Source organism: Nocardia sp. NPDC055002, from assembly GCF_053608825.1.
Genome location: NZ_JBSGWE010000018.1, coordinates 1 through 25,991 on the forward strand (window position 1 = coordinate 1; position 25,991 = coordinate 25,991).

A 25,991-nucleotide genomic window follows, 5' to 3' on the forward strand; every position below is an offset into this window, starting at 1 on the left:
CCGCTGCGTCCGGAGAACACGGCGTATGTGATCTTCACGTCGGGTTCGACGGGTCGTCCGAAGGGTGTGGCGGTCAGCCATGGTGCGATCGTCAATCGTTTGGTGTGGATGCAGGAGGCCTACGGCCTGACCGAGGCCGATGTGGTCTTGCAGAAGACTCCGGCGACGTTCGACGTGTCGGTGTGGGAGTTCTTCTGGCCCTTGCAGATCGGCGCGCGACTCGTTGTCGCGAAGCCCGATGGTCACCGCGATCCGGCTTACCTCGCCGAGATCATCGCCACCGAAGGCGTCACCACCGCGCACTTCGTGCCGTCGATGATGTCGGTCTTCGTCGCCGAACTGGCCGAATCCGCCGCCGTGGCGCTCGCCGACGGTGCCGAGGTCTCGAGCAGCCTGCGACTGGTGTTCGCCTCGGGTGAGGCGCTGCCCGCGCCCACCGCCCAGCGGATGCGCGCCCTCACCGGCGCGGCCCTGCACAACCTGTACGGCCCCACCGAAGCCGCCGTCGACGTGACGTTCCACGAGGTCACCGATGCCGACACCACCTCGGTGCCGATCGGCGCGCCGGTCTTCAACACCCAGGTGTACGTGCTGGATTCGCGTCTGCACCCCGCGCCCGCCGGCGTCCCCGGCGAGCTCTACCTGGCCGGTGTCCAGCTGGCGCGCGGTTACGTCAACCGCCCCGACCTCACCGCCGACCGCTTCGTCGCCGATCCGTTCGGCGCGGACGGCGCCCGCATGTACCGCACCGGCGACCTCGTCGCCTGGACCGCCGACGGCGAGCTGGAATACCTGGGCCGCACCGACTTCCAGGTGAAGCTGCGTGGTCTGCGCATCGAACTCGGCGAGATCGAGTCCGCGCTCACCGCACTGCCCTCGATCGCCCAGTCCGTGGTCGTGGTCCGCTCCGACGAGCGCCTCGGCGACCAGCTGGTCGGCTACCTGATCCCGGCGGCCGGTGCGAGCATCGACCTCGACGCCGTGCGCACCGAGCTCGGCGGCGCGCTGCCGGCCTACATGGTCCCCACCGCCTTCGTGATCCTGGACGCCTTCCCGCTCAACGCCTCCGGCAAGCTCGACCGCAAGGCACTGCCCGCGCCGGTGTTCGAGGCCAAGGTGTTCCGTGCGGCGTCCACCCCGATCGAGGAGATCGTGGCAGGCACGTTCGGCGACGTGCTCGGCGTCACCCGCGTCGGCGCCGACGACGACTTCTTCGAACTCGGCGGCAACTCGCTGCTGGCCACCCAGGTCACCGCCCGCATCGGTGCGGCCCTGGACACCCAGCTCTCGGTGCGCGACCTGTTCGAGGCCTCGACGGTCTCCGCGCTGGCCGCCCGCGCCGAGCACAACGCGGGCTCCGGCCGCACCCGTCCACGCCTGACCGCGGGGGAGCGGCCCGCCGTCATCCCGCTCTCGCCCGCCCAGCAGCGCTACTGGTTCCTCAACCAGTTCGACACGTCCACCTCCGCGGTCGACAACATCCCCCTGGCCGTCCGCCTCACCGGCGAACTCGACGTGCCCGCGCTCGAGCAGGCCATCGGCGACGTGTTCGCCCGCCACGAAATGCTGCGCACCACCTACCCGGGCTCGCCGGACGGCCCCCACCAGGTGATCCTGCCCGTCTCGCAGAGCCGCGCCGTGGTGCACCACATCGCGGTCACCGAGGCCGAATTGCTCGGCAGCGTCATCGAATTCGCGATGACCACCTTCGACGTCACCCAGGAGGTGCCGCTCAAGGTCGCGCTGTTCGAACTGAACGAGACCGACCACGTTCTCGCGTTCACCGTGCACCACGTCTCCGCCGACGGTTCCTCGATGGGCCCGCTGGCGCGCGACATCATGGCCGCCTACGTGGCCCGCGTGCAGGGTGAGGCGCCGCAGTGGGCGCCGCTGCCCGTGCAGTACGCCGACTACGCCCTGTGGCAGCGCGAAGTCCTCGGCGACGAGACCGATCCCGAATCCCTCGCCGCCAAGCAGGTCGCCTACTGGAGCGAAGCGCTCGCCGGGCTGCCCGACCAGCTCGAACTGCCCGCCGACCGGCCGCGCCCGCCCGCGCAGTCGTTCCAGGGCCAGGCCATCCGCTTCGAGATCGACCCGACCCGTCACGCCGCCCTGCACGACCTGGCACGGGCCAACAACGCCTCGCTGTTCATGGTCGTGCACGCCGCGCTCGCGGTGCTGCTGGCCCGCCTGTCCGGCACCGACGACATCGCCGTCGGCACCCCCATCGCCGGCCGTGGTGAGCGCGAACTCGACGACCTGATCGGCATGTTCGTCAACACCCTGGTGTTCCGCACCGCCGTCGACCCCGGCGCCTCCTTCGCCGAACTGCTCGCCGATGTGCGCAACCGCGACCTGGAAGCCTTCGCCAACGCCGACGTGCCCTTCGAGCGTCTCGTCGAGGTGCTCAACCCGGTCCGCTCCACCGCCCGCAACCCGCTGTTCCAGGTGGGCCTGTCGTTCCAGAACCTGGCCGACACCACCTTCGAACTGCCCGGCCTGACCGTCAGCGCCGTCGACTACGACTCGCAGCTGGCCAAGACCGACCTGCACGTCACCCTCTACGACCGCTACACCGACGACGGCGCACCGGCGCAGCTGGTCACCGAATTCGGTTACGCCATCGACCTGTTCGACGAGTCGACGGTCCAGAGCTTCGCGGACCGCTTCCTGCTGGTGCTCGACGCGGTCGCCGCCGACGCCACCATCCCGGTCGGCGACATCGACCTGCTCACCACGCCGGAATCCGAGCGGATCGTCACCGCCTGGAACGACACCGCGCACACCGTCGACACCGACGCCACCCTGGTGTCGCTGCTCGATGCGACCGTGGCGGCCACGCCCGACGCCATCGCGCTGGTCGTGGATGAAGCCGACCGGCGTCGTGAGCTGACCTACGCCGAACTCGATGCCGAGGTCAACCGTCTTGCGCGGCACCTGATCTCGCGCGGCATCGGCACCGAGGACCGGGTCGCGCTGGCCATCCGCCGCTCCGCCGAGCTGATCATCGCGATGTACGCGGTGGCCCGCACGGGCGCGGCCTACGTGCCGATCGACCCGGATCAGCCTGCCGAGCGCACCGACTACATCCTGGAGACAGCCGCACCGGCAGTCGTACTGACGACGGCGAACGCCGAATTCGGCACGGCGGCAGCCGAAGTCGTGGTCCTCGATGACCTCGACCTGAGCGATGTCAGCGATGCCGCGATCACCGGGCGCACCCTGGTCCCCGCGAACACCGCGTACGTCATCTTCACGTCCGGCTCGACCGGCAAGCCCAAGGGTGTCGCGGTCTCGCACGGCGCGATCGTCAACCAGCTGCTGTGGGAGACGGCCGAATTCGGTATCGGCGCCGACGACGCGGTCCTGCTCAAGACCGCCGCCACCTTCGACCTCTCGGTCTGGGAATTCTGGACCGCCGCCGTCTCGGGTGCCCGTCTGGTGGTCGCCACCGCCGACGGCCACCGTGACCCGGCCTACCTCAACGACCTGATGCGGGCCACCGGCGTCACCACACTGCACGTGGTGCCGTCGATGCTCGACGCCTTGCTCACCGAATCCGGTGCGGCACTACCGGGTACGTTGCGTCGCGTCCTCGCCATCGGTGAGGCACTGCCCGCCGCGACCGCGCAGCGTTTCCGCACGGCCAACACCGCCGCGCTGTTCAACCTGTACGGCCCGACCGAGGCCGCGGTCTCGATCACCAGCCACGCGGTCACCGACGCGGACAAGGTGTCGGTCTCGATCGGTGCGCCGGAGTGGAACAGCCGTGTCTACGTGCTGGATTCGCGCCTGCGCCCGGTTCCGGTCGGTGTGTCCGGTGAGCTGTACCTGGCCGGCGCCCAGCTGGCCCGCGGCTACTACGGCCGCGCCGACCTCACCGCCGACCGCTTCGTCGCCGACCCGTTCTCCGCGCTCGGCGAGCGCATGTACCGCACCGGTGACCTCGTCGCCTGGAACGCCGACGGTGAACTGGACTACCGCGGCCGCACCGACTTCCAGGTGAAGATCCGCGGTTTCCGCATCGAACTCGGCGAGATCGAAGCCGCGCTGCTGCGTCAGCCCGGCATCACCTCCGCCGCCGTGCTGGCCCATACCGACCCCGTCGTCGGCGACCGCCTGGTCGCCTATGTCGTCGCCGGTACCGCTTTCGCTGACGCCGAGACCGGGGCAGGCACGCCGTCCCTGTCGTCCGCCGAGGTCGACAAGCTCGCCCTGCGCACAGCGCTGGCCGCCGAACTGCCGTCGTATATGGTTCCGACCGTGTTCCTGCAGCTCGACGCGCTGCCGCTCAACGCCAACGGCAAGCTCGACCGCAAGGCTCTCCCGGAGCCCGAGGTCGAGAAGGCCGTGTTCCGCGCGCCGGTGAGCCCGAGCGAACAGCTCGTGGCCGCGACCTTCGCCGAGGTCCTTCGCCTCGACGTCCAGCCGCGACCGGCGGGCCCGGAGGCGGTAGCGAAGCGTGACCACGCAGGGCCCTCGGGAGCGGCTGCATCCGGCTCAGCCAAGCGGTTCGGACTCGACGACGACTTCTTCGCCTGGGGCGGTAACTCGCTGCTGGCCACGCAGGTCGCCGCCCGCCTCGGCGCGGCGCTCGACACCCGCATTCCCGTGCGTCTGTTGTTCGAGGCGTCCACGGTGGCCGCGCTGGCCCAGCGGGTCGAGCAGCACGCCGAGACCGGCGATCGCAAGGCACTGACCGCGGGTCCACGCCCCGAGCACATCCCGCTCTCGCTCGCGCAGCAGCGGATGTGGTTCCTCAACCGCTTCGACACCCAGTCGGCCGCGTACAACGTGCCCGTCGCGGTCCGCCTCACCGGCGACCTCGACGTGAACGCGCTGCGTGCGGCGGTCACCGACCTGGTGACCCGCCACGAGATCCTGCGCACGATCTACCCGCAGACCGAAGCCGGTGCGGCACAGGTGATCCTGTCGCCCGCACAGGCCGCGCCGGAACTGATCGAACGCACCGTCGCCGCCGACCAGGTGGAAACGGCTGTGGCGGAACTGATGTCGACGATGTTCGACGTCACCGTCGAGGTCCCCCTCAAGGTGGCGCTGTTCCGCGTCGAGAACACCGACGAGTTCGTCCTGGCTCTGGTCGTGCACCACATCTCCGGTGACGGATCCTCGGTCGCCCCGCTGACCCGCGACCTGATGACCGCCTACGCGGCCCGTTCGATGGGCTCCGAGCCCGGCTGGGCCCCGCTGGCCGTGCAGTACGCGGACTACAGCATCTGGCAGCGCGACCTCCTCGGCAGCGAGGACGACGCCGATTCGATGGCGTCCAAGCAGGTCGCGCACTGGAAGCAGGCCCTCGCCGACCTGCCCGATCAGCTCGACCTGCCCGCCGACCGCCCGCGCCCCGCGGTGCAGACCTTCGCCGGCAGCAAGGTCGACGTCCAGATCGACGCCGACACCCACCGCGCGCTGGTCGAACTGGCTCGTGCCGAGGGCGCGACGCTGTTCATGGTCGTGCACACCGCTCTCGCGGTGCTGCTGGCCCGCCTGTCCGGCACCGACGACATCGCCATCGGCACCCCGATGGCCGGACGTGGCGAAGCTGCGCTCGACGACATGATCGGCATGTTCGTCAACACCCTGGTGTTCCGCACCAAGGTCGACGGCGGCGAGGCGTTCACCGAACTGCTCGCCCGCCAGCGTGAAGACGACATCGCGGCGTTCGCCAACGCCGACGTGCCGTTCGAGCGCCTGGTCGAGGTGCTGAACCCGGTGCGGTCCACCGCGCGTCACCCGCTGTTCCAGGTCGGCCTGTCGTTCCAGAACCTCAGCCGCGCCACCCTGGAACTGCCGGGCCTGACGGTCTCGGGCCTCGACATCGCCACCGAGCTGTCGCAGTTCGATCTGCACCTGATCGCCACCGACCGCTACGGCGATGCCGGTGAGCCCGAAGGCATCTCGGGTCTGTTCACCTACGCCACCGACCTGTTCGACCACGCCACGGTCGAAGGTTTCGTGGAGCGTTTCGTCCGGCTGCTCGGCGCGATCGTCGCCACCCCGCGTACCGCGGTCGGCGATATCGAGCTGCTGGCCCCGGCCGAACGCACGCAGATCCTCGACGCCCGCAACGCCACCACCTACTCGGTCGACACCGAGGCCACCCTGGTCTCGCTGCTCGACGCGACCGTGGCCGCCGATCCGAAGTCGACCGCGCTGGTCACCGACGACGGCGCACAGCTCACCTACGCCGAACTCGACGCGAAGGTGAACCGCCTCGCGCGGCACCTGATCTCGCTCGGTGTGGGCCCGGAGTCCCGTGTCGCGCTGGCGATGCGCCGCTCGGTGGACCTGGTTGTCGCGATGTACGCGGTGGCCAAGTCCGGTGGCGCGTACGTGCCGGTCGATCCCGATCAGGCGGCCGAGCGCACCGACTACATCCTCGAGACGGCGGCACCGGTCTGCGTGCTGACCGACGCCGAGTTCGCCACGGATGTCGCGCCGGTGGTTCGCATCGATGAGCTCGACCTCGAATCTCTCAGCGCAGCACCGATTTCCGATGCCGAGCGCACCGAGCCGTTGCGTCCGGAGAACACCGCGTACGTGATCTTCACCTCCGGTTCCACCGGCCGCCCGAAGGGTGTCGCCGTTCCTCACCAGTCCATCGCCAACCAGCTGCAGTGGAAGCTGATCGAGTTCGGCATGGACGCCGCCGACGCGGTGCTGCTCAAGACCGCCGCCACCTTCGACCTCTCGGTCTGGGAGTTCTGGTCGGCCGCGGTCTGCGGTGGCCGCCTGGTGATCGCCTCGGCCGACGGCCATCGCGACCCGGCCTACCTCAACGAGCTGATGGCCCGCGAATGGGTCACCACCCTGCATGTGGTGCCGTCGATGCTCGACGCGCTGCTCGCCTCGGGAATGCCCGATTCGCTGTGGCGGGTCCTCGCCATCGGTGAGGCGCTGCCGGGTTCGCTGGCCCAGCGCTTCCGCACCGAGTTCAGCCGCACCGAGCTGTTCAACCTGTACGGCCCGACCGAGGCCGCGGTCTCGATCACCTCGCACCGGGTGAACGCCGCCGACCAGGTGTCGGTCTCTATCGGTTCGCCCGAGTGGAACAGCCAGGTCTACGTGCTCGACGAGCGCCTGCGCCCGGTGCCCGACGGGGTCGCCGGTGAGCTGTACCTGGCAGGCGCCCAGTTGGCTCGCGGCTACTACGGTCGCCCCGACCTGACCGCCGATCGTTTCGTGGCCAACCCGTTCACGCCGGGTACTCGCATGTACCGCACCGGTGACCTGGTGGCCTGGCACAACCGCGAACTCGACTACCGCGGCCGCACCGACTTCCAGGTGAAGATCCGCGGCTTCCGGATCGAGCTCGGCGAGATCGAGGCCGCGCTGCTCGCGCTGCCCGAGATCGCCCAGACCGCGGTGATCGCCAAGTCCGATCCGCGCACCGGTGACCGTCTGGTCGCCTACCTGGTCGGCGCGGATATCGATGTGGCACAGGTCAAGTCGACGCTGTCGGCCGGACTGCCGTCGTACATGGTGCCCGCCGCGTTCGTGGTGCTGGACGCGCTGCCGCTCAATGTGAACGGCAAGCTCGACCGCAAGGCGCTGCCGGAGCCGGAGTTCGAGGCGCAGACCTTCCGCGCGCCGTCGACCCCGATCGAGGAGATCGTGGCCGGCGTGTTCGCCGATGTTCTCGGCGCCGAGCGCGTCGGCGCCGACGACGACTTCTTCGCCCTCGGCGGCAACTCGCTGCTGGCCACCCAGGTCGCGGCCCGCCTCGGCGCCGCCCTGGACAGCCGGGTGCCCGTGCGCCTGCTGTTCGAGGCGTCGACGGTGGCCGGACTCGCGGTGAAGGTCGAGCAGGGTGCGGGTGCCGGTGGGCGTCGCGCGCTGGTCGCCGGTCCGCGCCCGGATCAGGTGCCGCTGTCGCTCGCACAGCAGCGCATGTGGTTCCTGAACCAGTTCGACACTGCCTCTTCGGTGAACAACATCCCCGTCGCCGTCCGCCTGTCGGGCGCGCTGGATGTCGAGGCATTGCAGCTGGCAGTCGCCGATGTGCTCGCGCGGCACGAGACCCTGCGCACGGTGTACCCGTCGACCGACGGCACACCGCACCAGGTGATCCTGCCGGTCGAGGGCAATGTGCCGGATCTGACGCCGGAAACCGTTGCCCCCGAACAGGTTCGCGACAAGATCGCCGAGCTGATCACCACCGGTTTCGACGTGATCGACGAAGTTCCGTTGCGTGCGAAGCTCATGCAGGTCGCCGACGAGGAATTCGTCCTCGTCTTCGTGGCCCACCACATCAGCGCCGACGGTTGGTCCATGGGCCCGCTGACCCGCGACGTGATGATCGCCTACGCCGCGCGCGCCACCGGTGAGGCCCCGGGCTGGGCGCCGATGCCGGTGCAGTACGCCGACTTCAGCATCTGGCAGCGCGAGGTGCTCGGCTCCGAGACCGACGAGACCAGTCTCATCGCCCAGCAGGCCGACTACTGGAAGCGCGCACTCGCCGGTGTGCCCGACGAGCTGAACCTGCCCCTGGATCGACCGCGTCCGAGCACGCAGTCCTTCGCCGGTGGCCGGGTGCTGTTCCCGATCGGCGCTGACATCCACGCCGGACTGTCCGCCATCGCTCGCGAGCAGAACGCGACGCTGTTCATGGTCGTGCACACCGCGCTGGCGGTATTCCTGGCACGCATGTCGGGCACCGAGGACATCGTCATCGGCACCCCGATCGCGGGCCGTGGTGAGGCCGAACTCGACGACGTGATCGGCATGTTCGTCAACACCCTCGCCCTGCGTACCCAGGTCGGCGGACAGCTCACCTTCGCGGAGCTGCTGACCCAGGCCAAGGAAGCCGACCTGGCAGCCTTCGCCCACGCCGACATCCCGTTCGAACGCCTGGTGGAACTGCTCAACCCCGAGCGCTCCACCGCGCGGCACCCGCTGTTCCAGGTGGCGCTGTCGTTCGAGAACCTGCCCGATGCCGGCTTCGAGCTGCCCGGCCTGTCGGTCTCGGCCGTCGACTTCGACGTCGACACCGCCAAGTTCGACCTGCTGCTCACCGTGCGGGAAGCCGCAGCTGGTGATGACGAGGGCGCCTACGCCGAGTTCTCCTACGCCAGTGCGCTGTTCGACCAGTCGACGGTGGAGAAGTTCGCGCAGCGCTTCCAGCGACTGCTCGCCGAGGTCGTCGCCGACACCACCACCCCGGTCGGTGACCTCGAACTCCTCGACAGCGCCGAGCGCACCGAACTGCTCACCCGCACCGGCGGTCCCGCCGCTGCGGTGAGCACCCTGCCGGAGCTGCTGGCCCAGGCCGTGGCGACCAACCCGACCGGTCAGGCCATCGTCGCGCCGGATGAGTCGGCCTCGCTGACCTACGCCGAGCTCGACGCGGCGTCCTCGCGCCTGGCTCGCGTGCTGATCGAGCGTGGTGCGGCACCGGAAACGGTCGTCGCCATCGCCATGCAGCGTTCGCTCGACACGACCCTGGCGATCTGGGCTGTCAGCAAGACCGGCGCGGCGTTCCTCCCGGTCGACCCGAAGTACCCGGCCGAGCGCATCGCGCACATGATGTCGGACTCCGGTGCGGCACTGGGTATCACGGTGACCGCCGAGGCCGACCACCTGCCGGCGCCCGCGCTGGGCGGCTGGCTGACCCTCGACGACGCGGCCACCGAGTCCGAGATCGCCGCGCAGTCCGAGGCCCCGATCACCGAGGCCGATCGCCGTGGCGCGGTCCGCCCCGGCAACACGGCCTACATGATCTACACCTCGGGTTCGACGGGTCTGCCCAAGGGCGTCGTCGTCACCCATGCCGGTGTGCCCAACTTCGCCGCCGCCCAGGTCGCGCAGTTCGGTCTCGACAAGAACGCGCGGACCCTGGCGTTCGCGTCACCGTCGTTCGACGCCTCGATCCTCGAGTTCCTCCTGGCCGTCGGCTCGGCGGGCACCCTCGTCATCACACCGGTCGGTGTGGTCGGCGGCGAGGAACTGGCCGACATCATCGCCGGCCAGCAGCTGACGCATGTGTTCCTCACCCCACTGGTCGCGGCGTCGATGGAACCCGCGGCCCTGGCCGGGCTCGAAGCGCTGATCGTCGGTGGCGACAAGGCCCCCGTCGACCTGGTCGCGAACTGGCACAGCGCGGGTACCGACCCGGCGCTGCACCGGTTCTACAACGCCTACGGTCCGACCGAGGCGACCATCGCCACCAACCTGTCCGATCCGCTGCTGCCGGGCGACACCATGAACATCGGTGGCCCGATCGCGGGCGCGACCGTGTACGTGCTCGACAGCCGCTTGCGCCCGGTCCCCGAGGGCGTGGCCGGTGAGCTGTACCTCGGCGGCGTCCCGCTGGCCCGCGGCTACCACGCGCGCCACGGCCTCACCGCCGAGCGTTTCGTGGCCAGCCCGTACACAGCAGGCGAGCGCCTCTACCGCACCGGTGACGTCGTCGCCTGGCGCACCGTCCACGGCAAGCCGGTCGTGGAATACGTGGGCCGCAACGACTTCCAGGTGAAGATCCGTGGCTTCCGCATCGAACTGGGCGAGATCGACGCGGTCCTCACCGCGCACGACGACGTCGAGTTCGCCGCCACCATCGGCCGCAAGACCGACGCGGGCGCCACCATCCTGGTGTCCTACGTCCGCGGCAACGTGGACCCGGCCGCCCTGGTCGAGTACGCGGCGCAGCACCTGCCCGCGCACATGGTGCCGGCCGCCGTGATGGTCCTCGACGAGATCCCGCTGACCCCCGCGGGCAAGCTGGACCGGCGCGCACTGCCGGAGCCGGTCCTCGCCCCGCGCGAGTTCCGCACGCCGACCAGTGAAATCGAGGCGATCATCGCTACCGTCTTCGCCGAGGTGCTCGGTGTGGACGCCGTGGGCCTGGACGATTCGTTCTTCGCCCTCGGCGGCGACTCGATCCTGTCCATCCAGCTGGTCTCGCGTGCCAAGGATCGCGGCGTGCTCTTCAAGCCGCGTGATGTGTTCGACAAGCGCAGCGTGGCGGGGCTTGCCGAGGTCGCCGTGCTCGCGGGCGACGCCGAACAGATCGTGCTCGAGGAACTGCCGGGCGGCGGTGTCGGCGATATCCCGATGCTGCCGATCATGCGCCAGATCCTGGCCAGCGGTTCCACCTACGACCGGTTCTCCCAGTCGATGGTGCTGCGTCTGCCCGAGAACATCACCGCCGATGTCCTGCACGCCACCATCGGCGCGGTCTTCGACCACCACGATGTGCTGCGTTCGCGGGTCGCGAAGGATGCCGCGAACGGGTGGATCTTCGAGGCTCTGGCGCCGGGCGAGGTCGACGTGACCACGCTCGTGCGCCGGGTCGAGGTCGCCGGTGACATCGCCGACGATCAGCTGTCCAAGCTGGCCAGCGTCGAATACGACGAGGCCATGGGCCGTCTCGACCCCGCGAACGCCGCCATGGTGCAGTTCGTGTGGTTCACCTTCGGTGAGCCCACCGAGGGTCCGCGCCGGCGCGACGCCCTGCTCATCGTCGGCCACCACTTCGTGATCGACGGCGTCTCCTGGCGCATCCTGATCCCGGACCTCGGCATGGCCTGGGGACAGATCGCGGCGGGCCAGCAGGTGACGCTGCCGGTCAACGGCACCTCGATGCGTCGCTGGGCGCACAGCCTGGTCGAGCAGTCGACCGATCGTCGCGCGGAACTGCCGTTCTGGCGCGAGGTTTCGGCCACCGCCGATCCGCAGCTGGGCGCGCGGGCGTTCGACCCGCAGGTCGACACCTTCGCCACCGTCGACCGGGTACAGGTCACCCTGTCGCCCGAGGTCACCGACGCGGTCCTCACCGCGATCCCCGGCCTATACCACGGTGGCGTCAACGACGGCCTGCTCACCGCGCTGGCGCTGGCGGTATCCCGTTGGCGTGGAGACGAATCCGGCACCGCGGCCCTGATCAAGCTGGAAGGTCACGGCCGCCAGGAAGAGATCGTCGCCGGTGCGGATCTGTCGCGCACCGTCGGCTGGTTCACCACCGCCTTCCCGGTCCGCTTGGACCTGGGCGGTGCCGACCTCGACGACGCGTTCGCCGGTGGCGCCGTGCTCGGTGACGTCATCAAGTCGGTCAAGGAGCAGATGCTCGCGGTGCCGGACAAGGGCATCGGCTTCGGCATGCTGAAGTACCTCGACGGTGCCGACCTGCCGAGCGTGGGCCAGATCAGCTTCAACTACCTCGGTCGCGCGACCGCCGGTGAGATCCCCGCCGAGCTCGCCGAACTCGGCTGGGTGCCGGTGGCGGATCTGGGCCAGCTCGACGCCGAGATGGACCTCGACATGCCCGCCAACGCGACCCTGGACATCAACGCCATCGTCAACGACGGCGACGAGGGCCCGCAGCTCGGCGCGAACATCGCGTTCCCGAAGGGCCTGCTCACCGCCGACCAGGCGCAGCAGTTCGCCGACCTGTTCGTGGCCGCGGTCACCGCGCTCGCCACGCACGCCCAGCGTGTCGACGCGGGTGGCTTCACCCCGTCCGACATGTCCCTGGTCCGGGTCGGCCAGTCCGATCTCGAGCTGTGGGAGCGCGACTACCCGGCGCTGTCGGAGGTGTGGCCGCTCTCGCCGCTGCAGGCGGGCCTGATGTTCCACGCCATGCTCAGCTCGGCGACCGTCGACGTCTACACCGTGCAGGCCGTCCTCGACCTCACCGGCACCCTCGACGTCGAGCGGCTGCGTGGCGCGGCCCAGGCCGTGCTCGACCGGTACCCGAACCTGCGGACCGCGTTCGTCACCGATTCGGCCGGTCAGCCGGTGCAGGTGGTGCTGTCCGAGCTCGAGGTGCCGTGGCGCGAGGTCGACCTCACCGACCTGCCCGCAGACGAGCGGATGCCGCGCATGCGGCACCTGCTGCGAGCCGACCAGGCGAACCAGTTCGACATGGCCACCGCGCCGCTGATCCGCTTCGGTCTCTACAAGATCGACGAGGAGCATTCGCACCTGGCGATCACCGTTCACCACATCCTGGTCGACGGCTGGTCCATGCCGCTGCTCATGCGCGACCTGCTCGTGCTCTACGCGGTGCACGGTGACCTCACCGCGCTCCCGCGCGTGGCGTCCTACCGCAACTTCCTGTCCTGGCTCTCGGGCTGGGATCGCGAAGTGTCGCTGCAGGTGTGGGCCGACGCGCTGGCCGGGGTCGAAGGCCCCACCCAGCTCGCGCCCGCGCCGCGCACCGAGGAACGCTACGAGCTCGGCAAGGTCATCGTCGAGATCGACAACGACCGCACCAGGGCGCTCGGCAAGTTCGCCGGCGAGCTCGGTGTCACCGTGAACACGATGCTGCAGACCGCGTGGGGCATCGTCGTCGGTCGTCTCACCGGGCGCGACGACGTAGTGTTCGGCGCGACCGTCTCGGGTCGCCCGGCGGAACTGCCCGGCGTCGAGTCGATGGTCGGCCTGTTCATCAACACCCTGCCCGTGCGCATCCAGATCGACGATCGGATGACCGCGGAGAAGCTCGCCCAGCGGGTGCAGTCCGAGCAGGCCGAGCTGCTCAGCCACCACTTCGTCGGTCTGTCCGACATCCAGCGGGTGGCGGGCATGGGCTCGCAGTTCGACACGCTGGTGGTGTTCGAGTCCTACCCGATGGACAAGGACGCCGTCACCGCGGCGAGCTCGATCGACGGCATGCAGGTCACCGGTGTCGGCCTCGACGACGCGACCCACTACCCGCTCACGCTGGTGGTGATGGCCGAGTCGACCATCGAGATCACGATGAAGTACCTGACCAGCACCTTCACCGCCGACGAGGTCCGCACGCTGTCGCAGCGCCTGCTGCGGGTGCTCGACGAGCTGCTCGACAACCCGTCCGGTCTGGTCGGCGACATCGACATCCTCGATGCGAGCGAACGCGCACAGCTGCTCGCCGATTCCGGTGTGACAGCCGCTGTTTCGGCTCCGGCTGTTTCCGGTGTCGGTGCGCAGACGGTGGCCAAGGTGCTCGCCGAGGTCGTCGAAGCCGATCCGCAGGCTCCGGCGTTGCTGCGCGGTGACAGCGAAATCGCCTACAGCGCACTGGATCGCAAGTCCTCCCAGCTGGCCCGGGTGCTCATCGCGCGCGGTGCGGGTCCCGGCGACGTGGTCGCGATCTCGCTGCCGCGCAGCGTCGATTCGGTCCTCGCCGCCTGGGCGGTCCAGAAGGCGGGTGCCGCGGTGCTGTTCGCCGGCGAACTCTCCGGCGTCGAAATCGCCGCCGCCGGAGCTCTTTTCGGGATCAGCGCTGCGCCGGTCGCCGGGGTGGCGGGTCAGTGGCTGATCCTGGCCGACGTCGAAGACGAGATCGCCGCCGCCGCGGCCCATCCCGTCTCCTACGCCGACCGGGTCCGTCCCCTGGCCGAGGACCACCCGGCCTTCGTCCAGGTCTCCGGTGACACCACCTCGACACTCACCCAGAGCGCCGCGGTCGCCCTCGCCGAAACCCTCCGCGACGAACACGGCATCGACTACGAATGCACCACCTACACCACCCACGCCTCCGGCCCGGCCGCCATCCAGGAATTCCTGGCCTCGTCCACCGCGGGCGCCCTGTCGGTCCTGCCCGACGCCTCGGTCGAAGACGACCTGACAGAAGGCGAAGTCACGCACTGGTTCGTCGTGGCAGGCGATCCGACCGACGCGGCCGAGGGCGAAGTGACGGTGATCGTCGCCGAATAGTCCGCGGCTACTCGCCTGCCGAAGCGCTCGGTAGGCGAGTGGTCCTGGCGGGGCGGCCCTTTCGGCCCTATCTTGGGTAGCAGGAACAAGGGGAGGGCCGATGACCGATCAGCACGACGACCAGACCGATCCACGAGCGCAGTGGCGACAGCTTCCGCCCGCTCCCGCGGAGTGGATCGAAGAAACCCCCGCCAACACCCAAGCCACCGATCTCGGACTCCCCGCGATCGACCTCACCGAGGAATTCGTCCGTAAGTACGGCCTGTGATGTAGTTCCCCCCGATGTGACGTGGGGTCCTTCTTTCCGAAATGTGCTCGAAGCAGAACCGGGATAAGGTCCGGGTTCGCTTCGGGAAAAAGGAAGGGAGCGGTTGCCATAACGCTTCGGATTTGGCTGAGCAGTGCGGGTGCGGCCAGCGTTCAGGTCATGCGGTTGCTACGGGAGAACCCTGATGGGGTCGAGGTCACTGTTTTCGCCAGCAATGTGGATCCGAGTGCGGCAGCTCTCTCGGCGTGTGATGTGTCGGCGATCGAACCTCGGTATGTCAGCAACGAGGAGTATGCGCAGTTCGCGCTCGATTTCTGTCGGACGCATCGCATCGATGTGCTCATCCCGCCGCGCCGTCTCGACGCGCTCGCGGGCCGGGTGGCCGACTTCGCCGCGGTCGGTACCAGTCTGATGTGTTCGCCGCTGTCCGCGGTGACGGCGCTGACCAGCAAGGTTCTCACCTACGAGATAGCCGGTGCCGCGGGAATTCCCGTGCCGCCGTGGCGCGAGGCTGCCGACGTCGATGAGTTCTACGCGGCCGTCGACGAGCTCTCGCTCACCGGGGAGACCCTGTGTATCAAGCCCAGCGGTGAGTACTCGGCGTTCGGCTTCCGCATCCTCGACGACCGCCCGCTGACGATGGCGAACCTGCGGGTCGCGCCCCGGCCGGTGGCCTCGGTCGAGGCGGTCGCGGGGGCGATGCGCCGGGCGGCGGAAGAGGGCGAAGCGGTGCCGCCGCTGCTCGTGATGCCGTTCCTCGAAGGACCGGAGATCAGCATCGACTGCCTCTCCGCTCCGGGAGGCGAACTGCTGATGGGTATTCCGCGGGCCAAGCACGGTCGCTTCCGGATCTTGCTCGACGATCCCGCGCTGGTCGACATCGCACGTCGGCTCCTGCGGCATTTCGAACTGGCGTACCTGACGAATGTTCAATTGCGTTATCGCGGTGGCGAACCGGTATTGCTCGAGGCGAATCCCCGGCCCTCGGCCGGCTTGTTCCACACGTCGTTCGCCGACGTGAACCTCCCATGGGCCGCGGTTCGGCTCCTGCTGCAAGGGGATTCGGGATTGCGCCGACCGCCGCGGCTCGGTGCCTGTCTCGCCGTGGCGGAAGCGGTCATGGAGGTCGCGCCGCAATCGGACGGTCAGTTCGCCGGTGCCGTGCGCAGAAGCGCGGACCTGGTACCCGGCTGATCGGCTGCCGGATTCGATCACTCGCCGGTGGTGAACAGGCCCCGGTTCATCGCGACGATGACGGCGTGAGTGCGGTCGCTGACATCGAGTTTGGCGAAGATGCGGAGTAGATGGGTTTTGACGGTGGCTTCGGCGATGACGAGGCGCCGGCCGATCTCGGGGTTGGACAGGCCGTCGGCGACCGCGCGCAGGACATCGATTTCTCGCGGGGTCAGGGTGACCGGCTCTGGACGGCGGATGCGGGCGACCAGGCGTTCGGCGACGCGGGGCGCCAGGACGGTCCGGCCGCGGGCGGCGGCGTGGATCGCGTCGACGAGTTGATCGCGTGTGGTGTCCTTGAGGAGGTAGCCGATGGCGCCCGCTTCGATGGCGCGTTCGATGTCGGCATCAGTGTCGTAGGTGGTGAGGATCAGGACTCGGGTTCCGGTGCGGCGCACGATGTCCCGGGTCGCGGCGACGCCGTCCAGAACCGGCATTCGTAGATCGAGCAGCGCTACATCCGGGGACAGGCGTTCGGCGAGATCGATGGCTTCCGCGCCGTCGGACGCTTCGCCGACGATCCGGATGGACGGTTCGGCCTGCAACAGCGCGACGAGGCCCGCCCGCATCACGAGGTGATCGTCGGCGAGGATCAGGCGCAGGGGCTCGGTCACGTCGGTCCGGTCGCGGGGAGAAGGGCGAAGATCCTGGTGCCCTCGCCGGGCGAGCTGGTGACGGCGAATTCGCCACCGAGTTCGGCCAGCCGGTTGCGCATCCCGTTCAGGCCGAATCCACGAGCCTCGTGCGGGGCGAAACCGATTCCGTCATCGGTGATCTCGAGCTCCGGTCCGGCGTCGGTGTCGGAGAGAACCACGCCCACAGTGCTCGCCTTCGCGTGTTTGCTCACGTTGGCCAGTGACTCCTGCGTGCAGCGCAGCAGGCCGATTCTGGTGGGTTGGTCGCACACGATGTCCGCCAGTTCGGCGTGCACGGTCAGCCCGGTGTCCTCGACGAATCGATCGAGGACCCGGCGCAGCGTCTGGGCGATCCCGGTGCTGTCCGCGGGACTTCCGCCGACCAGAACCCTTGCCTCGGTCAGATTCTCGCGGGCGGTGCGCTCGATCGACAACAGCTGTTTGGCGGTGGCCGCCGGATCGGTGCCGATGCCGTCGCGGGCCGCCTCGGCCAGCACGACGATGGACGCGAAGCCCTGGGCGAGCGTGTCGTGGATTTCGCGGGCGATCCGTTCGCGTTCCTCGGCCGCGCCCTGCCGCTGGTGGGCGGCGGCCAGATCCGATTGGGTGCGTTCCAGCTCGGCGCCGAGGGCGCGGGTGCGTTCCGCGCCCTGCCTGATCACCTGGTCCATCCACAGCCCGAGCAGGACGCCGCCCGCGTAGCCGAGCAGGGTGAAGGTGGCATTGCCGGGGGAGAAGATCGGCCCGGTGAGATTCCCGATGAGGGTGGCCACCGCCGCCGCGCTGAGGTAACCGACCGCGCGGCGCGGTGTCGGAGTGTAGATCCAGAACAGCGGAATGGAGACGATGAAGAATGCCGCACCGCCCTCGAGCAAGATCGCTGTCACACCGAGGACGGTGACCAGCAGGCACAGAAAGCTGGTGGTGCCGATGACGCGGTTGCGCGGAAAGGTCGTCAGCGCCACGTAACTCGCGGCCAGCGCCGTGACCAGGATCCACGTCGAGTACTTCGTCATATCGGCGCGATCGTGGACCGCGATCACCGGCGGGCCGAGGCCGAACAGCACCCAGCATCCGGCATACCACCGGCGCAGAATCCGCATCCGGGTCGGCCTGTCCTCCATTCCGCTCAGCCTACGTTCACCGGCTCGGCGGTGCGGGCGGGGCGGATGGGCCACCAGGTGCGATCACCCAGCAGCAGCAACATCGCGGGCAGGATCACGATCCGGATCACGAACGCGTCGAGCAGGACCGCCGCCGCGAGGGCGAAGCCCATCTGTTTCATCTCCATGATGTGCAGCGGAACGAAGCTCGCGAACACTGTGACCATGACGAACGCGGCACTGGTCACCGCGCTCGCCGAACCGCCGACGCCGTCCAGTACGGCCTGGCGGGTCGGCAGGCCGGCGCGCGCGAGCTCGCTGATGCGGCTGAGCACGAAAATCTGGTAGTCCATCGACAGTCCGAACAGGATCACGAACAGCAGCAGGGGGACTCGGGAGCCGATCGAGCCGGTCGAATGGAAGTCGAGCAGGCCCTCGGCCCAGGTGTTCTGGAAGACCGCGGTCAACAGGCCGAGCGATGCGCCCGCCGAGAGCAGGTTCAGCACGACACCGACCGATCCGAGGACCACGGAGCGGAACGTCACGACGGTCAGGACGAACGTCACCAGCAGCAACGTCGCGATGATCAGGGGCAGGTTCTGTTCCTGGTGGCGCGGGTAGTCGGCATAGCGAGCGACATCACCGGTCACCGCGTAGTCCACGCCGGAGAGGGTGCCGACGGTCGCCGGCAGGTAGTCCGTGCGCAGGCGATCGAGGGACTGTTGGGCCGCATCGTCGCTGACGTGGTGCTGGACCGGCAGTTCCAGCAGGCTGACCCGGCCGTCGGGGGAGGTGCGCAGTTCGGTTTCGCCCGCGAGGGCGGGATCGGACTCGGCTCGTCGGGCCAGCGCGCGCAGCGCGTCGGTGACCTCGTCGGCTCGCCGCGGCTCGGCCGCCACCACGACCTGGTGCATCGACTTCAGCTGAGGGAACGCGGTGGTGAGCCGATCGAACGTTTGCATGGCGGGGATGGAGCGTGGATGGGTCTCGCGGCCCATGTCGGTGAGGTCGAGGCCGAGTAGTGGCACGGTGAGCGTGAGCATGGCCAGCACCGCGACGGTCAGTGCGCTTACCGGTCGTGCCGCGGTCAGTCGCAGCAGGGAACCGGTGAGTCGGCCGGTGCTCTCTCGCTTCGGTGCCGGGGGCTTGCGGGCCGCACGGCGCTCGGCTCGATCGGTCAGCACTGTCAGCAGGGCCGGCAGTGCGGTGAGCGAGCTGGCCACCGCCACCAGGGTGACCAGAATCGCGGCGGTCGCGATCGAGGAGAAGACCACGTCGTCGGCCAGATACATCGTCGCGCTCGAGACCGCGACGGCGATACCGGAAACCACCACCGCGCGCCCGGAGGTCGCCGCGGCCAGTTCCACCAGCGCCCGTGAACTGAGCGAGCTGCCCGCGCGGGCCCGCTCCTCGCGCGCCCGTTTCAGATAGAACAGGGTGTAGTCGACGCCGACCGCCATCCCGATCAGCAGGATGATGTTGGTGCCGACACCGTTGTCGGGAAACAGGTGCGAGGCGGGCAGTGACAGGCCGATCGCCGCGACGATCGACGATATCGCCAGCAGCAACGGCACCAGAGCCATTGCCGCCGAACGGAACACGACGAGCAGGGTGAGCAGGGTGATCGGCAGCGCGATCATCTCGGTTCTCGCCAGATCGCGCCCGCGCAAGGCTTCGACACCGCTGCTGATGGAGGGACCGCCGGTCTGCTCGACCCGTAGGTCCGGGTATGCCCGCTGTACCTGATCGGTTTGCTCGCGAAGGGCGGCCACGTGCTTCTTGGCATCGAGTTCCGCACCCGCCATGGTCACGTCGACGCGCAGCACCGTCTCGTCCGGTGAATACACCGGGGCAGCAACGGATCTGACCTCGGGCAGTGTCAGCATTCGGTCGGTGATGTCGCGAGCGGCGTTGTGCGCGGCCGCTCCTGCGCCGGTGATCAGCACCCGTTCCATCGGCACCTGCTGCAACCCACCCGAGGTCGCGATCGCCTCACCGCGGCCCGCCTCGCCGATCCAGAAGTCCTCGGTGGCCGCGGGTTTACCGCCGATTCCGGCGCCGATTCCGACGCATAACGCGACGAAGACGAACCAGCCGACAATGGCTCGCCACGGGTGGCGCGCGCTGGCAACGGCGATCAATACCAAGCGATTTCGCATGTCGTCAATGCTGCTCGGGTGGCCGGTGCCGCAGACAGCATCGACCGGTCGAACTTCGTGTCCACCGATCGGTGGACAACCGCTGGCCACATTCCGGAACGGTGAATGCGCCGGCGCGAAGGTCACCGGGCGGTAACACTCGGTTTTTCCGGCGCCACGCCGGGAAAACCGCCGACTGCCGCGGCGTGCGGGCCTGTCTCGGGTGACCGTCGAATCCCGGCAGTGACAGTTCCGCGACGCCACCGCGTCCGGCGTAATGCTTTCTTGCCTGGAGTTTGCCCTCGTCACCGCGAAGACTGAGGAGGCGCGCAGCTAGGAACCAACCAACCGAGTTCACTCGAGGGAAAGGATTCCCCATGTCCGCGAAGATCAGCAAGGCGGCCGCCGCGGCTGCCATCGTTCTGTCTCTCGGCGCTGTCGCCGCTCCCGCGGCCTCGGCTGCCGTGCCCGCGCCGCAAGCCGCGACTCCCACAGCATCGGAAGTCGGATCGGTGGCGTTGTGCTTCCCACTGGGTAGCGTGGAGATCTGTATCTGACACCGCGCCGTTGTCAGCGGGGGAGCAGACCGGCCAACCCCTCGAGCAGTAGCTCGAGGCCGAAAGTGAAATCAGCCTCGCCGGAGTGAGTTCCGGTGATGACGCGCGCGGCCAGCGCGTGCATGTAGGGATGGGTTGCCGCGGGGATGAGCGGAAGGAATTGTTCTGCGGCCGAAGCGTATTCGGAGGTGGCGAGAGGGAAGTTGACGGCCTGGACGGTGAAGCCGTAGATGTGGCTGTCCAGGGCATTCCAGGCTCGGTCGGCCTGTTCGTAGGTGAAGCCCGCGGTGATCAGGCAGCCGAGGGTGGCATCGATGTAGCGCAGCATGGCGGGGCCGACGTTGATGCGGGAGCCGAGCAGGCCGGTGGCCCAGCGGTGGCTCAGCAGGACCTCGTGGGCAGAGGTGGCGCGGCGGCGCAGTTCCGCCCGCCAGTCGCCGCCCGCTCGCGGGACGTAGATCTCCGCGACCACCAGGTCGATGATGCCGTCGTAGAGGTCGTCCTTGTTGGCGACGTGGTTGTACAGCGACATCGCCTCCACTCCGACGGTCTTGGCGAGGTTGCGCATCGACAGGGCGGCGAGGCCCTGCTGGTCGGCGAGGTCGATGGCGGCGCGCAGGACGCGTTCCCTGGTGAGTGGAGTGCGCGTCGGCATGGGTGTCCTCTCCTTGACGTACTTACGGCGTAAGCGTAGCGTCTCGCCTGAGCGACTTACGCTGTAAGTATGAGTTGAGGGGCAATTCTCATGACCGATGTCGATACCGCTTCGATGACCGCCTGGATCGCGCCCCGATACGGCGGCGGCGAGGTGTTGCGGACCGAGATCGTGCCGAGGCCGACGCCGGGGGACCGTGATGTGGTGGTCCGGGTGCGAGCGGCCTCGCTGTGCAGCGGTGACCTGCACCTGCTCAACGGAACGCCGTACCTGCTGCGGCTCGGGTTCGGATTGCGCAGGCCCAAGCATCGGATGATCGGGCAGAACTCGGCGGGCGAGGTCGTCGCGGTGGGTGACTCGGTCACTGAATTCCGGGTCGGCGATCAGGTTTTCGGTGCGGTCCCCAGCGGCGGGTTCGCCGAGTACGTGTGCGCGGACGTGGGTTCGTTCGCCGCGGTCCCCGCTGGATTGAGCGTGGAAGACGCCGCGGCGATACCGGATTCGGGAATGACGGCTTTGCAGGGGCTGCGCGACATCGGCAGCGTCGGGCCGGGGCAGCGGGTGCTCGTCAACGGTGCGTCCGGTGGGGTGGGCAGTTTCGCGGTGCAGATCGCGAAGGTGCTCGGCGCGCACGTGACGGCGGTGTGCAGCACCCGGCACATCGACATGGTGCGCGATATCGGCGCCGACATCGTCATCGATTACACCACTGACGATTTCACCCTGACGGACGTGCCTTACGACGTGATCTTCGACCTCGCCGGCAACCGTGAACTACGCGAAATCCGTCGCGCGCTGGCCGTGGACGGTGTGTTCATCTCCTCCGCCGCCGCGCCGGGCAACGATTGGTTCGGCCCGATCCGATGGCTGGGTCAGGTGGTACTCGCCGATCTGTTCGCGCGACAGACCCTGAAGGCACTGCTCATGCGACCCGCCGCCGCCGACCTGGAATACCTGGCCGAATTGGCTGTCTCCGGAACGTTGCGGCCGGTGATCGAGCGGCGGTTCCCCTTGTCCGACACGCCCCTTGCCATCGCCGCGTTCGAGCAAGGGCACGCGTCGGGGAAGACCGTTCTCATTGCCTGACCCAGCTCAGTCGGTGAGTTCTCCTGCGGTGCGCCAGGATTGGCGCTCCTCGGCGAAGGCCTCGGCTTGGAGGGCGCGGAAGTCGGTGATGGAGTCGGCGTTCTCCGCCAGGAACTTCCGGTAGTCGGCCAGGCGGAAGTCGCCGTTCTCGGTGGTGATGTCGACCTTGCCCGCCGCGAAATCCGCGCGAAGGTCCAGTAGTTCGTCCGCCTCGACCGGGTGCCAGCGGATGCGATCGAAATAGCGCAGAAGCCAGGGGGTTTCGGGGTCGGTGGCGAAGCGGTCGACGCCGGGGCCCGCCGTGCCGGCCGGGCGGGCCCGGTGGTTCCAGACCTGAGTGGTGCGCCCGACGAATTGGTAGCCGCCCGGGCCTTCCATGCCGTAGATGCAGAGGTAGGCGCCGCCGATGCCGACCGCGTTCTCCGGGGTCCAGGTGCGGGCCGGGTTGTATTTGGTGGTGACGAGGCGGTGGCGGGGGTCGGTCGGGGTGGCCACGGGGGCGCCGAGGTAGACATCGCCCAAGCCGAGGACCAGGTATTCGGCGTCGAAGACCGTCTTGTAGACATCCTCGACGGACGGGAGGCCGTTCATCCGGCGGATGAACTCGATGTTCCACGGGCACCAGGGGGCGTCGGCGCGCACGCCGTGCATGTAGCGCGTGATCGCTTCCCTGGTGGAGGGGTCGTCCCAGGACAGCGGGAGGTGGACCGTGCGGCTCGGGACGACCAGCTGATCGGAATTCGGCAGCTGCGCCTCGGCTTCGGCGAGGAGGTCGAGCAGACGGGGGATCGGCAGGACGGCGGGATCGACCCTGATCTGGAGTGAGCGAATCCCCGGGGTGAGCTCGATGACGCCACGCAGCCCGATCGCGATGAGGTGCTGGTGCAGGGCGTGGACGCGGGCACGAAGGCCGAGATCCAGTGTGAGCGTGCCGTATTCGACCAGCACGCCGTCGTCGCCTTGGCGGCGGTAGGTCACGCCGGTCTCGTCGTCGACTTCGGTACGGCGCAGGATGCCGTCGTCGCCGTCACGACCGGCCGAAAGGACGGTGCCGAAGCAAGCGCGTCGACGAGCGCCGAGTTCCGCTGCGGGGGCGGCGTGTTCGGAACGGATGGGGACGAAGCGGACCTTGTCGCCGGGTGTGAGCTGGCCCAGTTTCCAGCGGTCGGCGGCGACGACGGTGACCGGGCAGACGAATCCGCCCAGGCTGGGGCCGTCCGGGCCGAGCAGGATCGGGGTATCGCCGGTGAAGTCGAGGGCGCCGACGGTATACGCGTTGTCGTGGATGTTCGACGGGTGCAGGCCCGCTTCGCCCCCGTCGGTGCGGGCCCACTCGGGCTTCGGGCCGATGAGGCGCACGCCCGTGCGATCGGAGTTGAAGTGGACCTCGTAGTCGGTCCCGATGATGGTGTCGAAGTCGGCGCGGGTGAAGAACTCCGGTGCGCCGTGTGGGCCCTCGGTGACGGCGAGTTCCCAACGATGCGCGAAGGCGGGCTGGTCGGACATCGGAACAGCGGGGGCGCGGCGGATCGACGGTGCGCCCAGCGTGAGCGAATCGTCGGCGCGCAACGCGGCACCGGTCCCGCCGCCGAACTTGCCGAGCGTGAATGTGGCCGCGCTGCCAAGGAATTCGTCGACCTCGATCCCGCCCGAGATCAGAATGTAGGTGCGCATGCCGGGTCCGCGGATCGCGCCGACATCGAGCACGCCGCCCGCCCGGACCTCGACGGTCCGCCACTGCTCGACCGGGACGCCGTCCACCCGGACATCGGCGACCGCGCCGGTCACACACACCCACGTCGGCTCGGAGAAGCGCAACGCGGGTCCGCCCAGCGTGCACTCCAGCCCGGCCGCGCCTTCTGGGTTGCCGAGCACGCGATTGCCCAGGCGGAACGACAGATCGTCCATCGGCCCGGACGGCGGAACCCCGATGTGCCAGTAGCCGATTCGTCCCGGCCAGTCCTGCACGGTGGTCTGCATTCCGGGACGGACGACATCGATGCGCCGCCGAGTGGGCGACGGCGCCGCCGGGGTGTCCGAAGTCGGCTCGGTCGCACTGTCCAGGACAGCCGACCTCGTGGTCGAGTCGGTGACACCACTCGGTGCGGGGAGGTTCGTTGTGGACAGGTCGGCAGCGGGATCGATGCGGGTGTCGGTGAGGCTCATCGGGTCACCACCATGCGGACCGGGGTGGGGTCGAAACCGTTGCAGGGGTTGTTGATCTGGGGGCAATTGGAGACCAGGACCAGGGTGTCGATCTCGGCGCGGAGGGTGAGCTTCTTGCCGGGCGCGGACAGGCCGTCGACGATACCGAGAGTGCCGTCGGGTTCGACGGGGACGTTCATGAACCAGTTGATGTTGGAGACCAGGTCGCGTTTGCCCAGACCCCATTCGAGAGCGGCGGTCAGGAAGTTCTCCACGCACGCGTGCTGGTGGCGGGTGTGGTGGCCGTAGCGCAGCGTGTTGGATTCCTGGGAGCAGGCGCCCGCGATGGTGTCGTGGTTGCCGACCTCGTCGGCGACCACCGTCATCAGCGGGGTGCCGCCTTCGGTCCGCAGGATGCTGCCGGTGGTGAGGAAGATATTGCGCTGGGCGGCGATGGTGGCCTGGGCGCTGTAGCGGTCGGTGCGGTCGGCGGCGGAGTAGAGCAGGCAGTCGACGGCCTGATTGCCGTGCAGGTCGATGATGTCGAGGTGGTCGCCCGCGCGGACGATGGCCGACCACGGAGCCCGGGCGGGGACGGTCTCGTCGAGGACGACGGTGCGGGTGGCGGTCATGCCGGAACCTCCGTGTTCAGTGCGGCCGTCCAGGCGGCTTCGGTGTTCTCCACGGCCCGGCGGTATTCGGGGTCGTCGTTGTGGGTGTCCAGATCCGTGGGGGAGGACCAGGCGAGAAGGTCGAGGTCGCCGGTGGGGCGGTCGTCGAGGGGGTGGGGGGCGTTGGCGACCAGGAGGGTCAGGGGGAGGTGGACGATGAGGTCGAGGGTGGCGCCTGCCGGGCCGTTGCCGGTGGGCTCGATCGCGCCGTCCACCGCGACCACGGCTCCGCGGAACACGGCGATCGAGGGGCCGATATCGCGCGGCTCCAGACCTTGTTTGGCACCTGCCAGGTGGAGTTGGTGGCGGCCCTCGGTGGTGGGGCCACAGAGGGTGTCGTGGTGGCCGCCGGAGTCAGCGAGGACGGTGGCCAGGACCCGGCCTTGGTCGGAGAGCAGTGGATGGCCTGCGCTGAGGTAGGCCTGCCACGGCACTTTCACGGTGTCGGCGACATTCAGCCGTTCCCAGGGGGATTCGGTCCGGAGTAGGAACAGGTGGGCGCAGGTGGTGCCGGTGGGGTCGCTGAGGCGCACTCGGGTGCCTCTGCCGAGCACGATATTCGCGTAGCCGCCTGGGGGGATGCGTTGTGCGGCCACGATTTTTGTGGGATCTATGTCAGGGGGTGTGTCGGGGGTGGTGATGGTCGCTGCTGCGGCTTGGGCGCGTGCGTGGGCGCGGGCGCCGGTGGTGGAGTGGGTGTTTGTCATCGTTGACCTCCTGGGATGACCTGGGTTCGGTAGTCCCAGGACGGTTTGACGCTGTGTTTTTGGCGCGCTGGCGCGCGCGTGTCCGCGGCCCTGAGGGGCCGCCGGTCAGGCACCGGGGCTTGCTCCTTCGTCGCC

The 25,991-nt window shown here is 68.9% G+C and carries 12 protein-coding genes; 5 read left to right on the forward strand and 7 right to left on the reverse strand.

Annotated features, from left to right (window positions below; genetic code table 11):
- The 3 genes from ACWF99_RS33610 to ACWF99_RS33620 all read left to right on the forward strand — a co-directional run.
- Positions 1-14,658, forward strand: a 14,658-nt coding sequence (locus ACWF99_RS33610) for an amino acid adenylation domain-containing protein (protein ID WP_452538360.1), incomplete at its 5' end; no start/stop codon positions are given.
- 100 nt (positions 14,659-14,758) lie between these two features.
- Positions 14,759-14,926 carry a hypothetical protein gene (locus tag ACWF99_RS33615; RefSeq protein ID WP_378990843.1) on the forward strand — a complete coding sequence of 56 codons (168 nt, stop codon included), beginning with the start codon at positions 14,759-14,761 and terminating at the stop codon, positions 14,924-14,926.
- 21 nt (positions 14,927-14,947) lie between these two features.
- Positions 14,948-16,120 (forward strand): ATP-grasp domain-containing protein, encoded by a 1,173-nt coding sequence (locus ACWF99_RS33620; RefSeq protein ID WP_452538361.1) that lies wholly within the window; start codon positions 14,948-14,950, stop codon positions 16,118-16,120.
- Positions 16,121-16,137: 17 nt separating this feature from the next.
- Here ACWF99_RS33620 and ACWF99_RS33625 read toward each other — a convergent pair whose 3' ends face one another.
- Genes ACWF99_RS33625 through ACWF99_RS33635 form a run of 3 tightly spaced genes read right to left on the reverse strand, consistent with a single transcriptional unit; the run spans position 16,138 to position 20,056 of the window.
- On the reverse strand, positions 16,138-16,773 hold the full coding sequence (locus ACWF99_RS33625) for a response regulator (RefSeq protein ID WP_452538362.1): 636 nt from the start codon (positions 16,771-16,773) through the stop codon (positions 16,138-16,140).
- Positions 16,770-17,918 (reverse strand): sensor histidine kinase, encoded by a 1,149-nt coding sequence (locus tag ACWF99_RS33630; protein WP_452538363.1) that lies wholly within the window; start codon positions 17,916-17,918, stop codon positions 16,770-16,772. The genes ACWF99_RS33625 and ACWF99_RS33630 overlap by 4 nt, the downstream gene beginning before the upstream one ends.
- Before the next feature lie 5 nt (positions 17,919-17,923).
- A complete protein-coding gene (locus ACWF99_RS33635; protein ID WP_452538364.1) occupies positions 17,924-20,056 on the reverse strand; it encodes an MMPL family transporter in 2,133 nt (710 codons plus the stop codon).
- Between the two features lie 356 nt (positions 20,057-20,412).
- On the opposite strand from ACWF99_RS33635, the gene ACWF99_RS33640 reads away from it, so the two are divergent.
- Positions 20,413-20,592: a hypothetical protein gene (locus ACWF99_RS33640; RefSeq protein ID WP_378664067.1), complete on the forward strand. Its 180-nt coding sequence runs from the start codon at positions 20,413-20,415 to the stop codon at positions 20,590-20,592.
- A 13-nt stretch (positions 20,593-20,605) separates the two neighbouring features.
- Here ACWF99_RS33640 and ACWF99_RS33645 read toward each other — a convergent pair whose 3' ends face one another.
- The gene (locus tag ACWF99_RS33645) at positions 20,606-21,247 is read right to left on the reverse strand and encodes a TetR/AcrR family transcriptional regulator C-terminal domain-containing protein (protein ID WP_378634448.1); all 642 of its coding nucleotides are present in this window, start codon (positions 21,245-21,247) and stop codon (positions 20,606-20,608) included.
- 90 nt (positions 21,248-21,337) lie between these two features.
- On the opposite strand from ACWF99_RS33645, the gene ACWF99_RS33650 reads away from it, so the two are divergent.
- On the forward strand, positions 21,338-22,333 hold the full coding sequence (locus ACWF99_RS33650; RefSeq protein ID WP_452538365.1) for an NAD(P)-dependent alcohol dehydrogenase: 996 nt from the start codon (positions 21,338-21,340) through the stop codon (positions 22,331-22,333).
- Positions 22,334-22,339: 6 nt separating this feature from the next.
- On the opposite strand, the gene ACWF99_RS33655 is transcribed toward ACWF99_RS33650, so the two are convergent.
- From ACWF99_RS33655 to ACWF99_RS33665, 3 genes are read right to left on the reverse strand one after another with little or no spacing between them, the layout of a single operon-like run.
- On the reverse strand, positions 22,340-24,499 hold the full coding sequence (locus tag ACWF99_RS33655) for a 5-oxoprolinase/urea amidolyase family protein (protein WP_452538366.1): 2,160 nt from the start codon (positions 24,497-24,499) through the stop codon (positions 22,340-22,342).
- Positions 24,496-25,110 (reverse strand): urea amidolyase associated protein UAAP2, encoded by a 615-nt coding sequence (locus tag ACWF99_RS33660; protein WP_452538367.1) that lies wholly within the window; start codon positions 25,108-25,110, stop codon positions 24,496-24,498. The genes ACWF99_RS33655 and ACWF99_RS33660 overlap by 4 nt, the downstream gene beginning before the upstream one ends.
- Positions 25,107-25,856: a DUF1989 domain-containing protein gene (locus ACWF99_RS33665; protein ID WP_452538368.1), complete on the reverse strand. Its 750-nt coding sequence runs from the start codon at positions 25,854-25,856 to the stop codon at positions 25,107-25,109. Before ACWF99_RS33665 ends, ACWF99_RS33660 begins: the two co-directional genes overlap by 4 nt.
- Positions 25,857-25,991 lie beyond the last annotated feature (135 nt).

Bases quoted from the DNA above. Each gene is read 5' to 3' on its own strand.
- ACWF99_RS33615 (WP_378990843.1), top strand. From the start codon at position 14,759: ATGACCGATCAGCACGACGACCAGACCGATCCACGAGCGCAGTGGCGA.
- ACWF99_RS33630 (WP_452538363.1), bottom strand. From the start codon at position 17,918: ATGGAGGACAGGCCGACCCGGATGCGGATTCTGCGCCGGTGGTATGCC.
- ACWF99_RS33635 (WP_452538364.1), bottom strand. From the start codon at position 20,056: ATGCGAAATCGCTTGGTATTGATCGCCGTTGCCAGCGCGCGCCACCCG.
- ACWF99_RS33640 (WP_378664067.1), top strand. From the start codon at position 20,413: ATGTCCGCGAAGATCAGCAAGGCGGCCGCCGCGGCTGCCATCGTTCTG.
- ACWF99_RS33645 (WP_378634448.1), bottom strand. From the start codon at position 21,247: ATGCCGACGCGCACTCCACTCACCAGGGAACGCGTCCTGCGCGCCGCC.
- ACWF99_RS33650 (WP_452538365.1), top strand. From the start codon at position 21,338: ATGACCGATGTCGATACCGCTTCGATGACCGCCTGGATCGCGCCCCGA.
- ACWF99_RS33655 (WP_452538366.1), bottom strand. From the start codon at position 24,499: ATGAGCCTCACCGACACCCGCATCGATCCCGCTGCCGACCTGTCCACA.
- ACWF99_RS33660 (WP_452538367.1), bottom strand. From the start codon at position 25,110: ATGACCGCCACCCGCACCGTCGTCCTCGACGAGACCGTCCCCGCCCGG.
- ACWF99_RS33665 (WP_452538368.1), bottom strand. From the start codon at position 25,856: ATGACAAACACCCACTCCACCACCGGCGCCCGCGCCCACGCACGCGCC.